Genomic DNA, 16,274 nt, shown 5'->3' with positions numbered 1-16,274 from the left:
CGACGCATGGCGGGAACAAAAAGATCGCATCTGATGCCTTTCGGAACCCGGTTGCTCGACGACGGCCGGGTGAACTTCCGCCTGTGGGCGCCCGGAGCGGATAAAGTCGAGTTATGCCTGCAAGGCGATGCCCCCGAAGTCAGGCTGCACATGGCCGCCGAAGACGAAGGCTGGTACGGCATTACCACCGAACTGGCCGGTACCGGGTTTTATTACCAGTACCTGATCGACGGCAAGCATCATGTGCCGGATCCCGCCTCCCGCTATCAGCCTCAGGACGTGCACGGTTCGAGCCAGGTAATCGATCCCGCGGCTTGGCAATGGCAGGACCACCACTGGCAGGGGCGAACCTGGGAAAGCGCGGTGTTCTACGAGCTGCATGTCGGGGCTTTTTCCGGGGAAGGCAATTTTGCCGGCGTCAGGAAACAGCTGGATTATCTGGCCGATCTGGGCGTCACCGCGATTCAGCTGATGCCGGTCGCCGATTTTTTCGGCCGGCGCAACTGGGGCTATGACGGGGTGCTGCCGTTCGCGCCGGCGGGCTGCTACGGAACGCCCGACGAGCTGAAAGAGCTGGTCGATGCCGCGCACGCGAAAGGCCTGATGATTTTCAACGATGTGGTTTATAACCATTTCGGGCCGGAAGGGAATTATCTCCGCCTTTACGCGCCGGAGTTTTTTACCCCGGACCATGATACCGCCTGGGGCGATGCGATCAATTTCGGGCAAAGCCACTGGGTGCGCCAATACTTTATCCACAATGCCCTATATTGGCTCGAAGAATACCATTTCGACGGCCTGCGTTTCGATGCCGCGCACAACATTTTCGATCACCGGCAACCCCACTTTCTGGAGGAACTGGCCGACGCGGTCCGCCAGGGGCCGGGCTACGACCGCCATGTCTACCTGATCCTGGAAAACGACAACAATGCCGGCCATTATCTAAGGCGTGGCAAGAACAGCCCGCGGCATTATTTCGATGCCCAGTGGAACGACGACCTGCATCATGTCCTGCACGTGCTGTTGACCGGGGAAACCTTCGGATTCTACCGGGACTACCGTGACCGGACGATACATCTGCTGGGCCGGTGCCTGACGCAAGGCTTCGCCTACCAGGGGGAAGCCTCGCCCTACCGGGCCGGGCAACCGCGCGGCGCGCCCAGCCCGGACCTGCCGCTCACCGCCTTCATCTCCTTCCTGCAGAATCATGACCAGATCGGCAACCGGCCGCTAGGCGGGCGGATCACCGAACTCTGCCCGGCCGAAGCCGTGCGCGCGGCAACCGCGATCGTTTTGCTGGCGCCCTCGCTCCCGCTGCTGTTCATGGGCGAGGAATGGGCCTGCACTCGGCCTTTCCCTTATTTTATCGATTTTCCGGAGGAACTCGGCCGGCAAGTGGCGGCAGGGCGGCGGCAGGAGTTTGCCGATTTTCCGGAGTTCGAAGGCGAAACGGCGCCCGGCGCCCTGCCGCCGCCGAATGCGCTGCCAACCTATCAGTCGGCGATTCTGCACTGGGAAGAAATCACGCGGCTGCCGCACCGGCAATGGCTGGATTTTCACCGGGAATTGCTGCGCATCCGCAAGCGCGAAATCATCCCGAGGCTGCACGGCGTCACCGGAAAACAGGCCCGCTACCGGCTGATCGCCGACCGCTCTCTTCAGGTGCAGTGGCAGTTGAACGGCGGCGCGATACTGACGTTGACCGCCAACCTGGGCGCTATCGAGGCAAATGCGGAATGCCCTGCCGCCGGCAGGGTGTTGTACGCCAGTGCCGGCGAGCCGCAGGAAACGTTGCGGCAAGGAAAATTACCGCCGTGGTCGGTCCTGTTCTGCCTGGAGGAACCTGATGATGATCGAGTCGACAGCCGGCTATCCGCTTCCCCGCGAAAGTGAGGAACAACCCAGCGAAACCGCACTCCGGCGCCCAAAAGCGGCGATTCCGGTATCGACTTACCGCCTGCAATTGAATAAAGGCTTCACGTTCGCGAAAGCGACCCGGCTGGTGCCGTATTTACGCCGCCTCGGCATCAGCCATTGTTACGTGTCGCCTTACCTGAAGGCCCGTCCGGGAAGCACACACGGCTACGATATCGTCGACCACGGCGCAATCAACCCGGAAATCGGCAGCACCGAAGCGTTCGACCGTTTCGTCGCCGAACTGCAGCGCCACGGCATGGGCCTGATCGCCGACATCGTGCCGAATCACATGGGCGTGATGGGCAGCGACAATCTCTGGTGGCAGGACGTACTGGAGAACGGCCAGGCTTCCGGCTATGCCGACTTTTTCGACATCGAGTGGCATCCCGTCAACCAGGCGCTGCAGAACAAGCTGCTGATTCCGGTGCTCGGCGGCCTGTACGGCGAGATCCTGGAACAGCGGCAACTGACGCTGGAGTTTGACGCCACCCTCGGCGAATTCGGCATTTACTATTTCCAGCACCGTTTTCCGGTCGATCCGCAGACCTATCCGCTGATCCTGAACTCGCAGCACGCGCAGTTGACGAAGGCTTTCGCGCCGGACGATCCGGTATTTCCGGAATACCAGACCCTCGACAACAGTTTCAGCAAACTGCCGCTGCGCACCGAAACCACGGAAGAAAAAAAAGAAGAACGCCGGCGGGACAAGGAAGTTTTCAAGAAACACCTCGCCCGGCTCTGCGCGGACAATCCGCCGATCCTGCGCTTCATCGCCGACCGCGTGGCGGAAATCAACCGGAGCGGCGGCGAGAACGGCGAAATGCACGCGCTCCTGGAAAAGCAGGTTTACCGCCTGGCTTACTGGCGCGTCGCCGGGGACGAAATCAATTACCGCCGGTTCTTCGATATCAACGACCTGGCCGGGTTGCGCATCGAAGACGAAAAAGTGTTCGACACGACCCATCAATTGATTCTGTCCCAGCTCGGGCAAGGCAAGATTCAGGGACTCCGGATCGATCATGCGGACGGGCTGTACGATCCGGTCGCCTATTACGAACGCCTGAACAAAAAGATGGCGGCCATCCTCTCGAATATCGAAGCCGAACCGAAAGACATGCCCCCGGTTTATGTCGTGGCCGAAAAAATCGTCGCCAATTACGAATACCTGTCCAGCGACTGGCCGATTCACGGCACCACCGGCTACGAGTTCGCCAATATCGTCAACGGCGTTTTCATCGACGGCAATGCGGAAGCCCAACTGACGCGCTGTTACGGCCGTTTCGCCAGGAAACGCCAGGATTTCGGCGAACTGGTCTATCAGTCCAAAAAACGGGTGATGACGACGCTGATGGGGGGCGAATTGAGCGTGCTTGCCAACCAGCTCGGTAAAATCGCCAATGCGAACCCGAAAACCCGCGATTACACGCTGAACGCCCTGCGCGAAGCCTTATCGGAAGTGGTCGCCTGCTTTCCGGTCTACCGGACCTATATCAACGGCAACAGCATCGGCAAAAAAGACAGCCAATACATCAACTGGGCCGTCGAACAGGCCAGGCAGCGCAGCCGCGCCGCCGACAAGACCGTGTTCGAGTTCATCCGGAACATCCTGCTCCTGGAACAGCATTCGCCGGTTTCGGAGAGAGAGCGGCTCAAGTTCGCGATGAAGCTGCAGCAATACACCGCGCCGGTGATGGCGAAAGGCTATGAGGATACCGCCTGCTACCGTTACAACCGGCTCATTTCGGTGAATGAAGTGGGCGGCGATCCCGGCCATCTGGGCTATTCGGTGAATGCCTTCCATTATTTCAACCAGGAACGGCTCAAGAAATGGCCGCACAGCATGCTGTCGCTGTCCACGCACGACAGCAAGCACAGCGCCGACGCGCGCGCCCGGATCAATGTGCTGAGCGAGATACCGCAGCAATGGCAGGAAGTCGTGCTGCGCTGGCGAAAATTGACCAAACGGCCCAAATCGAAGGCGGGCCGGACCGCGATCGTCTGGGACGACGAATATCTGTTCTATCAAGTGCTGATCGGAACCTGGCCGCTGACGCCGATGGACGAGACCACGCTGAAGGATTACCGGGAACGCATCCGGGCCTATATGATCAAGGCGGTCCGCGAAGCGAAACTTTACACGTCCTGGATCGACCCGAACGAGGAGTACGAACAGGCCGTCGACGCGTTCGTCTGCCGCTGCCTGGACACCAACACCAATCCGATGTTTTTACGGGAATTTACCGAATTCGAAAAACGGATTCGAACGCCCGGCCTGTTGAACGCGCTCGCGCAAACGGTGCTGCAGTTGACCTCGCCCGGCATGCCCGACATTTACCAGGGCTGCGAACTCTGGCAATTTACGCTGGTCGATCCCGACAACCGGCGCCCTCCCGACTTCGACCGGCGCCATCAGGCGATGGAGCGACTGGAAGCGATGCTGGCCAAACCCGACCAGAACCGCCTTCAACTGCTGCGTTCCCTGCTCGCTTCGATGGAAGACGGGCGCATCAAGCTGTTTGTCGTAATGCAGACGCTACGTTTCCGGCTGCGCCATGCCGCGCTGTTCCAGACCGGCGACTACTTGAAAATCAATATCCAGGGCAGCGGCGCCGAGCATCTCTTGGCGTTCGCCAGAAAAGACCGGAACCATTTCGTCATTATCGTGGTTCCCCGCCTGATCGCCGCTTTATATATCGACAAGGCCGAGCCGCCGGGCGGTTTCTGGAACGGCACCCGGCTGGAACTGCCGCCGGCGGCGCCCGAAGAATACCGGGATCTGTTCGGCCAATGCCGGGCCAGCACCGTAAGGGCCGAGGATCAGCTTCAACTTTGCCTGCCCTCCTCTTTCGGCCTGTTTCCGTTTGCGATTATGTCGACGCCTCCCGAATCGGCGCCATAAAACCGAACATCGGCCTTGAGCCGAAAGCCATCGGCGCGCTTCGGCAAAAGGAATCGATCACCCCGCAATACCGCTAAGTCTAGAGCATTTTCACTTGGGGTATATGGCCTTCGTAAGGAAAACACGTCATTCCGGCAGAGCCTGCCCCGGTCAGGGACTGCCAGACGACTGCACCCGTAGGGTACGCTGTGCATACCTTTCGACATGAGAGGGTACGCATTCGGCAACTGCTCCATGCGTTGCCCTAACTCCTGCATCCCTACAGTCGAGCGTACCCTACGGGGCTGGCTGGACTTAACGGCATGGCACCCTTCAGAAGGTGAGGGCCTTACTACACGCGACATGAAAATGCTCTGGCTTCGAGGTGTTGCAAAGCTGGCTTTGCAAGTGACGAAACCGAATAACAAAGCCAGCTTTGTATTCCATGAATAACCTTGCCCCCGGCGTATCTTAACGGCATTGGGCCACCCCGCACGGCACCTCATTTTCCCGAAAGATATTTTTTGACAGCCCATAGGCCATGGATCAATATTGATATCTGGTATTCGGGAAAACGGAAAGCTTCCGTCCGGTATAGATCGAGGGAACGATTGATCTGGTTTTTGCTCAATGCCGAAAAACTCACTGCGTCATCCTGCGGGATGAAAACTCAAATACGACCAAAAAGTCATCGTGAAAAAACCTCCATCTTCCTCCAACAATTCCTCGGATTCTCCTTCCCGACCTTCCGAAGATAAAGCCGTTCCTTTCAAAGTTGTCGGGATCGGCGCCTCCGCCGGCGGCCTGGAGGCTTTCGAGGAATTCTTCCAGCACATGCCGGCCGACAGCGGTATCGCCTTTGTGCTAGTGCCGCATCTCGACCCGAGCCACGCCAGCCTGCTGACCGAAATCCTGCAGCGCTCCACCCGCATGCCGGTCGTCGAAGTACAGGACCAAATGCCGGTCGCCTCCGACGAGGTATATGTGATTCCACCCAACCGGGACATGGAAATTTTTCACGGAAAAATCCAGCTCAGCGTCCCCAATGTACCGCGCGGGAAGCGCTTGCCGGTCGACGCCTTTCTGCGTTCGCTGGCCGAAGACCAGAAAGAAAACGCGGTCGGGATCATTTTTTCCGGCACGGGCACCGACGGCACCTTAGGATGCCGCGCGATACTGGGCGCAGGCGGCGTGACCTATGTACAGGAGCCGGCCACGGCGCGTTACGACGGCATGCCGTCCAGCGTGATCCAGGCCGGTTATGCGACGCGGGTATTGCCTGTCGATAAAATGCCCGATGCGCTGATCGCCGAGCCCGGAAAAATCCGGATCGCCGGGACCGAGAAAGCCGCTGCCAAAGGCGAACCGGCCTCGCGTCCCAAAACGGAAAGCGGAATGATGCGTATTCTGCTGCTGCTCCGCTCGATTACCGGCCACGACTTCTCGTTGTACAAGGAAAGCACGATCGGCCGCCGTATCGAGCGCTGCATGCTGCAGAACGACATTAAAGATACCGATACCTATATCCGCTACCTCAAGGAAAAACCGGACGAAGTCCACACTCTGTTCAAGGAACTGTTGATCAATGTGACCAGTTTTTTCCGCGATCCCGAAGCGTTTGCGACGCTGGAAGAAACCATACTTCCGCAGTTGTGCAAGGATAAACCGGAAGGCGCTTTCTTCCGGGTCTGGGTCGCCGGGTGCGCTACCGGCGAGGAAGCCTACTCGATTGCGATTATCTTGCGCGAAATGATGGACAAGCTCCAGAAAGAGCTCAAGGTGCAGATTTACAGCACCGACCTGGACGAGGATGCGATTGCAATCGCCCGCACCGGACTTTATCCACCCAACATCGCGCAGGATGTCACGCCGGAACGGCTGCGCCGCTTCTTCCTAAGAGAAGACAACGGTTACCGTGTCAAAAAGGAGATCCGGGAAATGATCGTGTTCGCGGTGCAAAACGTAATCAAGGATCCGCCGTTCACCAAACTCGACCTGTTGTGCTGCCGCAATCTGTTGATTTATCTGAAACCGGAACTTCAGGACAAGCTGATACCGGCATTTCATTATGCGCTCAAGCCGGATGGCGCACTGTTTCTGTCGCCTTCGGAAAGCATCGGCAATCATCACGAACTCTTCAAAGTACTGAACCGCAAGTGGAAGCTCTATCGCGCCGTGCATTCCATCACCTCCGCCCGGACCATGATGGCGCAAGGGATATCCTGGGGACTGGGAGCCGTTACAAAAACACCCGAAGAAAGCATGAAGACGATCAGGGAACTCAATATTGCCGAGCTGACACGGCGCATACTGGTGCAGTTTTTTGCGCCCGTTTCGGTGATCACCGACCATAAAGGCGACATTCTGTTCATTCACGGCGAAACCGGCAAATATTTACGTCCGGCGCCCGGCCAACCTTCGCACAACATCATCGAAATGGCCCGCGAGGGATTGGGGATGGAGCTGCGCACCGCGCTCCACATAGCCGCCAGCGAGAGAATACAGATTTTGAACCGGCAAATCCAGGTCAGGACCAACGGCGGCTTCTCCCCGATCAACCTGTCGGTTCGCCCTATTGCCAATCCCGACGCCAGCCAGAATCTGCTGCTGATCAGCTTTGAGGATGTCGCCGTCGATCTCGTCAAACCGGTACGCAAACGCGCCGCCAAACCCGGTGAACAGGGGCGCATCGAAGAGCTGGAGCGCGAGCTGGAACAATTGAAGACCAGCTATCGCGCCAGTATCGAAGAACAACAGGCGTCCAACGAGGAACTCAAATCCGCCAACGAAGAAATGCAATCGACCAACGAGGAATTGCAGTCGACCAACGAGGAACTGGAAACCTCGAAGGAAGAATTGCAGTCGGTCAACGAAGAGCTGGTCACCGTCAACTCGGAGCTTCAAGCCAAAATCGAGCAGTTGGCCGGCATGCAGAACGACATGAAAAACCTGCTGGACAACATCAATGTCGGGATTATTTTTCTCGACCGGAATCTGATCATCCGGCGCTTCACCCGCGAAGCGGTGCGGATTTACCGGCTGGTGCCTTCGGACGTGGGACGGCCTTTGAACGACATCAAATCGGTCATCAACGGCGACGACCTCCACCACGCGGCGCAAGCCGTACTCGAGACACTGATCCCTTACGAGCGCGAACTTTACATCGGCGACAATACCTGGATGATGGTGCGAATCCAGCCCTACCGCACGCTGGACAACATCATCGACGGCGTGGTAATGACTTTTACCGACATTACTTCGCGCAAGGCAATAGTGGAACAAGATGCAGTGGTACGCGCCGAAAGCCTCGTCAATACCATACGCAAGCCTCTCGCCGTCCTCAACGAGTCATTCCAGATAATGTCGGCCAGCCAGTCGTTTTATAGCGCATTCGAGATTACCCCGGAAGAAGTGGTAGGCCATCCGATAGATCAATTGAACATTGGCTTCACGGCTCTTCCCGAACTTCGCAAGCTGCTGGAAAATGTTTTACGGAATGATCAGCCGATTGACGGCTATGGGATAATAGCGGACATCCCCGGCGTTGGCCAACGCAGGATAAAAATCAACGCCAGCCGCATAACGGGCAAAATCGCCATGCCGCAGATGATCCTGCTGTCGATGGAAATCAATCCCTGACAAACCGCAGAAGGTTTCGCCCTGTAGTTGATGCCGAGCGGACTTTTATATTTTTCGGTTTACGGTTGAATGAACTGTGCGGTTTCAGGAAACCGTAAATGCCTTCTTATTCAACTTCGGCGCCCCGTTTCAGAAGCAGTTCTTTCAATAGCGAACGATGGCAGCGGCTTTCATCCTCGCAATAACAACCGACCGACAGGTTCGTATGATGGGAAAGCGCGGCGAGCAGGTCCAGGTCCTTGCTCGCTCCCGGCTCCTTCATTTCGGCCAGGAATTTTCGCTTGAAAGTTTTCCAGGACTTTTCGTCGTCCGTCGCGAGAAACTCCTTGAGCACCGCCTCGCTTGGAGACAGATTCGGAAACCACACATCGTAGATATTCTTCGCCGTGTAATCTTCCTTTCTGACGCCTCTGGGCGGATGTCTGACCGTACCGATGCGCAGACCTTCCCGATCTTGGCGGGAACTGCCTAATCTTACGATTTTTATCGCCATTTGTTTCTCCTCGTATCATTGAAAAAACCATCCCTAGGACATTGATATAGAAACGATGTCGTAAATGTAGGGCGGATGCCGGCAGGCGATCCGCCATCTTACGGCGGAACCGCTGTCGCGTTCCGCCTTACCGGCTTGTTGTCCGCATCAAGCGTTAAGTAGCCTCGATATAACAAAGTGAAATCGAGGCTACCGGTATTTAATCTCCACGGCTTCGCTTCCCAACTGCCGCTTCAACCGTAACAATAGCTCTTCGGTCGCAAACACCCGCCACTCATCCCCCAGCCTGACGGTCGCCTGCGCCTGCTCCGAGCGGTATTGAATCAGTACCGGACAGGCGCCGCCTTTGAAGGGCTCCAGCGCCGGGCTCAATTCTTCGGCCAGCGAATTGCCGTTGACGCCGGCGTTCCAGATCAACTGCACGCCGCGCGCGAACGCGTTGCGGGCCTGGTCGATGCTGTAGAGTTTTTCGGCGGTCAGGCGCGGGGCGCCGGTGAAATCGTCCATCGCGAGCGCGCCTTCGGCGACCAAGAGCACGTCGCGAGTGAAGATGTCGCGGTGCCGCTCGTAGATTTCCGGATACACCGCGACTTCCAGCCGGTCGGTGCGGTCGTCCAGCAGCGCAAACCCCATCGTCTTGCCGTTTTTAGACTGGCGGGTGCGGATTTCGACGACAAGTCCCGCGACGCGCGCTTCCATCTTGCCCTTGCTGCGTTCCATGTCCGATTTCAGCTTGTTCAGACTGCCGTGCGTAAACTGGCCGATTTCGGCCTCGTATTGCGCGATCGGATGGCCGGTCAGGAACAGGCCGAGGGTCTGCTTTTCGGCGTTCAGGCGCTCCTGCTCGGGCCAGGGCTCGACGTAAGTCGAATAGGCGGCGATCGAGTCTTCTTCGGGGCCGGCTTCCTGCAGGCCGAACAGGTCGTTCTGGCCGGTTTCGGCCATTTTGCCGTGCTGTTCGGCGACTTTCAGCACGGTCGGGAGTTCGGCCAGATGCGCGGCCCGGTTCGGGTCGAATACGTCGAACGCGCCGGCGCGGATCAGAGCTTCGAGCACGCGCCGGTTGACCTTGCGCAAATCAACGCGCTTGCAGAGATCGTAAAGGTCTTTGTAAGGGCCGTTTTCCTCACGCTCCCGGATCATGTCCTCGATCGCGTTTTCGCCGACACCCTTGAGGGCGCCGAGGCCGTACACGATCTTACCGGTCCTGTTTACCGTAAAATGGAAGTTCGAATCGTTGATCGACGGCGGCGCGATCGGCAGCTTCATCCTTCGGCATTCTTCGATCAGCACGACGACCTTGTCGGTGTTGTCCATATCGGCCGACAACACCGCGGCCATGAATTCGGCCGGATAATGCGCCTTCAGCCAAGCGGTCTGGTAGGCGACCAGCGCGTAGGCTGCCGAGTGCGACTTGTTGAAACCGTAGCCGGCGAACTTCTCCATCAGGTCGAAGATGTAGGTCGCGATGCCTTCGTCGATGTTGTTCGCGACCGCGCCCGTGGTGAATATCTCGCGCTGCTTGGCCATTTCCTCGGGCTTTTTCTTGCCCATCGCGCGGCGCAGCATGTCCGCGCCGCCGAGCGTGTAGCCGCCCATTTCCCGGGCGATCTGCATCACCTGCTCCTGGTACAGAATGACGCCGTTGGTCGGTTTCAAGATCGGAACCAGAATTGGGTGCGCGTATTCGGCCTTCGCACCGTGCTTGACGTTGATGTAATCGTCAACCATGCCCGATTCGAGCGGGCCCGGTCGGAACAGCGCGACCAGCGCGATGATGTCGTCGAAGCAGTCCGGCTTCAGCTTTTTGATCAGCTCCTTCATCCCGCGCGATTCGAGCTGGAACACCGCGGTGGTCTGCGCGGTCTTCAAAATCTCGTAAGAGGCCGGATCGTCGCGCGGAATCGCGGCGATGTCGACCGGGGTTTCCCCACGTTCGGCCTTCTTGCGGTTGATCGTTTGCAGCGCCCAGTCGATGATCGTCAGCGTGCGCAGCCCCAGAAAGTCGAACTTGACCAAACCGACCGCCTCGACGTCGTCCTTGTCGAACTGGGTGACCAGGTTGCCGCCGCCCTGCTCGCAGTACAGCGGCGTGAAATCGGTCAGCTTGGTCGGCGAGATTACCACCCCGCCCGCGTGCTTGCCGGCGTTCCGGGCCATGCCTTCGAGCGCGCGCGCCATGTCGAGCAGCGTGCGGACTTCTTCCTCGTTCTCGTAGCGCTGCCGAAGGTCGTGGCTGTCCTGCAGCGCCTTGTCCAGCGTCATGCCGAGTTCGAACGGAATCAGTTTGGCGAGCTGGTCGACGAAGCCGTACGAGAAGCCAAGCACCCGGCCGACGTCGCGGGTCACCGCTTTCGCGGCCATCGAACCGTAGGTGATGATTTGCGAGACTTGGTCGCGGCCGTAATGCTCGGCTACATAGTCGATCACTTCGTCGCGCCGGTCCATGCAGAAGTCGACGTCGAAGTCGGGCATCGAGATCCGCTCGGGGTTCAGGAATCGTTCGAAGAGCAGGTCGAATTCGATCGGGTCGAGGTCGGTGATCTTCAATACATAGGCGACCAGCGAGCCCGCGCCCGAGCCCCGGCCCGGACCGACCGGAATCCGGTGGTTCTTCGCCCACTGGATGAAGTCCGCGACGATCATGAAATAGCCGGGGAAGCCCATCTGGGTGATCACGCGCAGCTCGGTTTCGAGCCGGTCGTAGTAGACCTTGCGGTTTTCTTCCTCGGCGCCGCTGCCGAACGGCGGATGCTGGCGCAGGCGTTCTTCGAGGCCCTTGCGCGATTCTTCGGCCATCACGTCGCCGATCGTCATCCCTTCCGGCACCGGATAGTCGGGCAGGAAGTTTTTGCCCAGCGTCAGCGTGATGTTGCAGCGTTTGGCGATTTCGACCGTGTTTTCGAGCGCCTCCGGAATGTCCGCGAACAGCTCGCACATTTCTTCGGGACTGCGCAGATACTGCTGATTGGTATAGTCTTTCGGCCGCCGGCTGTCGTCGAGCACGCGGCCCTGGTTGATGCAGACGCGGACCTCGTGCGCGTCGAAGTCTTTCCGATGCAAAAAGCGCACGTCGTTCGTGGCGACGACCGGAAGGCCCGCCTCGGCCGCCAAATCGAGCGCGGCCGCGATGTAGTGCTCTTCGCCGGGCTTGCCGACGCGCTGCAGTTCCAGATAGAAGCTGTCCGGAAACAGGTTTGCCCAATACAGCGCCTGGCGTTTCGCATCCTCCTTGCGTTCGCCGGTCAGCGCGCGGCCGACATCGCCGGCCATCGCGCCGGACAGCGCGATCAGTCCGCTGTGGTTCGCCTCGATCCATTCGTATTTGAGCATCGGCACGCCCTGATGCTGGCCTTCCTGATAGGCCTTCGAAATCAGTTCGGTCAGGGTGGTATAGCCCTGCCGGTTTTTGACCAGCAGCGTCAGGCGATAGGGGTTGGCCGGCTCGTCCGGATTGAAGATCAGCACGTCCGCGCCTGCGACCGGCTTGATGCCCTGGCCCATCGCGGCCTTGTAGAATTTGACCAGCGCGAACAGGTTCACGTGATCGGTCACCGCCGCCGCCGGCATGTTCAATTCGGCGAGGCGCTTGACCAGCGGTTTGATTTTGACGATGCCGTCGACCAGCGAAAACTCGCTGTGCAGTCTGAGATGGATGAATTTGGGTTGCATGGATGCTACTTCTTACCGCTGCGGATAAAAGTAGGGCGGATTCGCCGAAGGCAATCCGCCGGGAATGTGCACAGGCTTCAAAATGGCGGATTGCCTTCGGCGAATCCGCCCTACGGCTATTTTCATAGTGGAAAAGATCGGTTTGGCCGATTCGGAGGGCTATAAGTCTTCGATGCCGTTGAACAGGCTCATGTAATCCTGCATGGCGCGCTTGATCACTTCATGGGCTTCGGCGCGGCCGTACACGTCGGTAATCTCGCAGGTGGATTCCTCGCCGGGCAGGTTTTTGTAGGTCAGAAAATAGTGCATCAGCCGGTTGATGTAGGAACTCGGGCAGTCCGACACGTCGTTCCACTGCCGGTAAAATTCGTCGCCTTTCATCACCGCGATGATCTTGTCGTCCGCGTCGCCGCCGTCGAGCAGGCGGAAGCCGCCGACCGGGATCGCCTGCAGGATGATGTCGCCGTGCGACACGCTACGTTCGCTCAACACGCAGATATCGAGCGGATCGCCGTCGCCCTTGATGCCCATCCGGCCCGACTTCAAGGCGGCGAACTCGGCGACTTTACCCCCGCAATAGGTACGCGGAATGAATCCGTACAAGGTCGGCACCATGTTCGAGAATTTTTGCGGCCGGTCGATTTTCAGGTAGCCGCTTTTCTTGTCGACTTCGTATTTGACCGTATCGGTCGGCACGATCTCGATGAAGGCGTTGACCACCGAAGGCGTATTGTCGCCCGCGCTGATGCCGTGCCAGGGATGGGCTTTGTAATGGTAGTTGTTCATGTAATTGGGATCGATCAATGGGCGGTCTTGTTTCATTGCCATGCTCCGTTTGAAGGCGATGAATCGAACAAATAAACTGTAGCTTCGATGCAGCGTAAAACCGGATCGACGGATAAGCTGCCTCGATCGCACATACGCTATCGAGATGATACATAAAATAGACAGGCCAAAGTCGCGAAACGCCTGGCATCAAACCGAAATGGGCGCCCTGATCGGATCGTGCGCCCGGTAACCTTCGACTTCGAAATCCTCGTGCCGGTAATCGAACAGCGAATCCGGCCGGCGTTTCAACACCAGCCGCGGCAAAGGATAAGGCGTACGGCTCAATTGCAGCCGGGCCTGCTCCAGATGGTTCAGGTACAAGTGTACATCACCGCCGGTCCAGATGAAATCGCCGACGCCGAGACCGGCCTGCCGCGCGACCAGGTGCGTCAGCAGAGCGTAGCTCGCGATATTGAACGGCACGCCCAGAAAGGCGTCGCAGCTGCGCTGGTAAAGCTGGCAGGACAGCCGCCCTTGCGCAACGTAAAACTGGAACAGCGCATGGCACGGCGCCAGCGCCATCCTGCCTTGGGCGACGTTCGCCCGCGGGCTGATCGTTTCGTCCGGCAAATCGGCCACGTTCCAGGCCGAAACAATCAGCCGGCGGCTGTTCGGAGTGGCCTCGATCTGCTCGACGACCTGTTTCAATTGGTCGACGGTACCGCCGCCCGGCAGCGGCCAGGCGCGCCACTGGCGCCCGTAAACCGGGCCGAGATCGCCGTTTTCGTCGGCCCATTCGTCCCAGATGGTGACCTTGTGTTCGTGCAGATAGGCCAGATTCGTATCGCCGCGCAGGAACCAGAGCAGTTCGTGAATAATCGATTTCAGATGGATCTTTTTCGTCGTAACCAAAGGAAACCCTTCGGCCAGCGGGAAACGCATCTGGTGTCCGAAGATCGACAGAGTACCGCTGCCGGTCCGGTCGCCCTTCCGGACGCCTTCGTGAAGGATTTTGTTCAGTAGATCAAGATAAGGTTGCATGCAATTCCGAATTCAGGTCCTGTCGTCATGCCGATTCAAACGTTTTGCGAAATCGGCTTGCGGTAAGCCCAGTAAATCATCCCGGCGCCGATCAGGATCATCGGCATGGACAGGATCTGTCCCATCGTGACCCAGTCGAGCGCCAGATAGCCCAACTGCACGTCGGGCATCCGGAAGAATTCGACGAAGAAGCGGAAGCAGCCGTAAAAAAACAGCGCCATCCCGGTCGGCGCCATCTTCGGGCGGGGCTTGGCGGTATAGATCCAGAGAATGACGAACAGCACCACGCCTTCCAGAAACGCTTCATAAAGCTGGGACGGGTGACGCGGCAAAGGGCCGCCGTTCGGGAACACCATCGCCCAGGGCACGTCGGTCGTCCGTCCCCAGAGTTCCGAATTGATGAAGTTGCCGATCCGGCCGGCAAACAGGCCGATCGGGCACAGCGGCGAAATGATGTCGGTCAGCTGCATCATCGTGCAGTGCTGCTGCTTGCCGAAAAACCACATCGCCACGAACACCCCGAGCATGCCGCCGTGGAACGACATGCCGCCTTTCCAGATCTCGAACAGCACCAGCGGGTTGTGCAGGAATTCGGGCAGATTGTAAAACAGCGTGTAGCCGATGCGCCCGCCCAGGATCACGCCGAGCGCGCCGTAAGTGACCAAGTCTTCGATGGCCTCGGGCTTGATCGGCGACCAAGGTTTTTCGGCCCGTTTCTTGCCTAATATCCAGACGCCGGCGAATCCGACCAAGTACATTAAACCGTACCAGTGGATTTTCAGCGGGCCAATGGCGATGGCGATCGGATCGATTTGCGGATAAGTCAGCATGGTTACCGGGGCGAGTTGAACAATCAAACGAAAGGCCATTATACATGGAATTTCAGGCCGATAACGGCCGAGCCGGCAATACAAAGCGCGGAAAACCTTGCCACGGGCAAACGCCCCGGACGGCTCGGCTCTTGTGCGGGCCGAAGGAAACCGCCCTTCGCAGTAGCCGGATACTTGACTACTTGGCGAACATCGGCGAGGGGCGCCAACGGAAAATAAAATGTCCGGACGGCCTGCGCGCCGGAGAGCCCGGACATTTCACCGCATCGCCGATGCCTTTTATTCCGACATGCCCGAATGATGTTCCGTATGCCCGGGCACCTGGGCATTGCCGTGATCCTTTGCCTGTGCATCCAGCCATTCATGCAGGGCCTGTACATACTGAGGGTATTCGGTGGAAAAATGAATCTGGGCCCCGTTGGGCAGCGGTTTGTATTCGTAGCGGATATCGTCGGCGGGAGCGGTTTTCAATTGCTGAAGGCCCGGCATATCGGGGCCGTGCATCCGCATCGTGCTGGAAAAATCGCCTTTTCTGAATTCTTCGGCCATTTTTTTCAGATGGCTCTGGATCAATTCAACCTGTTCGGGATTGTCCGCTTTGGCCACTACGTGCAGAACTCCGCCGTGAACGGTCTTGGAGAAAGTTTCCAGCGCCTGGGCGGAGTTATAAGGCACCAGTTCCTGGCGGCGCTGCTCGACATCCTCGCGCCGCTGCGGCGCCGCATTTTCCTCGGCGAACGCAGGCGTCGCGAAAAATAAAAGTCCCATCGAAATTAAGGCTGCGTGTTTCATTATCGTTCTCCTCGTGTATTGACCCCCGGCGAACCCATTGCGCGCCGGGCTTTTGAAAACGGGTACTTCAGTCAAAATCCGAATGCCCTGAAAGCCGTGCTTCGGAATATTTACCAAGACCGGCCGGATAGACGCCAGGTTCCGTCATTCGGGTACGATCGGTGCGGATAATTTCGTTCCGGCTGCGCTTCTGTGTTGCGGATGGTACGCGCAGCGTACCCTACTTCTGCATTGCGGGAGCGCC

General features: G+C 58.3%; 9 protein-coding genes. 3 read left to right on the top strand and 6 right to left on the bottom strand.

Annotation, left to right across the window (positions count from 1 at the left end; all coding sequences use genetic code 11):
• The first annotated feature begins 6 nt into the window (after positions 1-6).
• From treZ to CC94_RS0109535, 3 genes are all read left to right on the top strand, one after another.
• Positions 7-1,893 (top strand): malto-oligosyltrehalose trehalohydrolase, encoded by a 1,887-nt coding sequence (gene treZ, locus CC94_RS0109545; protein ID WP_036303876.1) that lies wholly within the window; start codon positions 7-9, stop codon positions 1,891-1,893.
• Complete coding sequence (gene treY / locus CC94_RS0109540; protein ID WP_031430629.1) at positions 1,847-4,816, top strand: malto-oligosyltrehalose synthase; 2,970 nt, start codon at positions 1,847-1,849, stop codon at positions 4,814-4,816. The genes treZ and treY overlap by 47 nt, the downstream gene beginning before the upstream one ends.
• 672 nt (positions 4,817-5,488) lie before the next feature.
• On the top strand, positions 5,489-8,434 hold the full coding sequence (locus CC94_RS0109535) for a chemotaxis protein CheB (RefSeq protein WP_005369285.1): 2,946 nt from the start codon (positions 5,489-5,491) through the stop codon (positions 8,432-8,434).
• Between the two features lie 106 nt (positions 8,435-8,540).
• Here the strand turns inward: CC94_RS0109535 and CC94_RS0109530 are convergent, their stop codons facing one another.
• From CC94_RS0109530 to CC94_RS0109500, 6 genes are all read right to left on the bottom strand, one after another.
• Positions 8,541-8,927 (bottom strand): DUF488 domain-containing protein, encoded by a 387-nt coding sequence (locus CC94_RS0109530; protein ID WP_005369283.1) that lies wholly within the window; start codon positions 8,925-8,927, stop codon positions 8,541-8,543.
• 189 nt (positions 8,928-9,116) lie between these two features.
• The gene (gene dnaE, locus CC94_RS0109525; RefSeq protein ID WP_005369281.1) at positions 9,117-12,599 is read right to left on the bottom strand and encodes a DNA polymerase III subunit alpha; all 3,483 of its coding nucleotides are present in this window, start codon (positions 12,597-12,599) and stop codon (positions 9,117-9,119) included.
• A gap of 159 nt (positions 12,600-12,758) precedes the next feature.
• Positions 12,759-13,421: an inorganic pyrophosphatase gene (locus CC94_RS0109520; RefSeq protein WP_005369280.1), complete on the bottom strand. Its 663-nt coding sequence runs from the start codon at positions 13,419-13,421 to the stop codon at positions 12,759-12,761.
• Between the two features lie 153 nt (positions 13,422-13,574).
• Complete coding sequence (gene thyA / locus CC94_RS0109515; protein ID WP_005369279.1) at positions 13,575-14,408, bottom strand: thymidylate synthase; 834 nt, start codon at positions 14,406-14,408, stop codon at positions 13,575-13,577.
• A 35-nt stretch (positions 14,409-14,443) separates the two neighbouring features.
• Complete coding sequence (gene lgt / locus CC94_RS0109510) at positions 14,444-15,238, bottom strand: prolipoprotein diacylglyceryl transferase (protein ID WP_031430626.1); 795 nt, start codon at positions 15,236-15,238, stop codon at positions 14,444-14,446.
• 279 nt (positions 15,239-15,517) lie between these two features.
• Positions 15,518-16,030, bottom strand: coding sequence for a hypothetical protein (locus tag CC94_RS0109500; RefSeq protein WP_005369277.1), 513 nt, complete (start codon positions 16,028-16,030; stop codon positions 15,518-15,520).
• Positions 16,031-16,274 lie beyond the last annotated feature (244 nt).

Source organism: Methylomicrobium agile (assembly GCF_000733855.1).
GTDB classification, from domain to species: domain Bacteria; phylum Pseudomonadota; class Gammaproteobacteria; order Methylococcales; family Methylomonadaceae; genus Methylomicrobium; species Methylomicrobium agile.
Note: the sequence above shows the minus strand (reverse complement) of the source record. Positions and strands in the feature narration are given on the sequence as shown.

Bases quoted from the DNA above. Each gene is read 5' to 3' on its own strand.
- lgt (WP_031430626.1), bottom strand. From the start codon at position 15,238: ATGCTGACTTATCCGCAAATCGATCCGATCGCCATCGCCATTGGCCCG.
- CC94_RS0109530 (WP_005369283.1), bottom strand. From the start codon at position 8,927: ATGGCGATAAAAATCGTAAGATTAGGCAGTTCCCGCCAAGATCGGGAA.
- CC94_RS0109500 (WP_005369277.1), bottom strand. From the start codon at position 16,030: ATGAAACACGCAGCCTTAATTTCGATGGGACTTTTATTTTTCGCGACG.
- thyA (WP_005369279.1), bottom strand. From the start codon at position 14,408: ATGCAACCTTATCTTGATCTACTGAACAAAATCCTTCACGAAGGCGTC.
- treZ (WP_036303876.1), top strand. From the start codon at position 7: ATGGCGGGAACAAAAAGATCGCATCTGATGCCTTTCGGAACCCGGTTG.
- CC94_RS0109520 (WP_005369280.1), bottom strand. From the start codon at position 13,421: ATGAAACAAGACCGCCCATTGATCGATCCCAATTACATGAACAACTAC.
- dnaE (WP_005369281.1), bottom strand. From the start codon at position 12,599: ATGCAACCCAAATTCATCCATCTCAGACTGCACAGCGAGTTTTCGCTG.
- treY (WP_031430629.1), top strand. From the start codon at position 1,847: ATGATGATCGAGTCGACAGCCGGCTATCCGCTTCCCCGCGAAAGTGAG.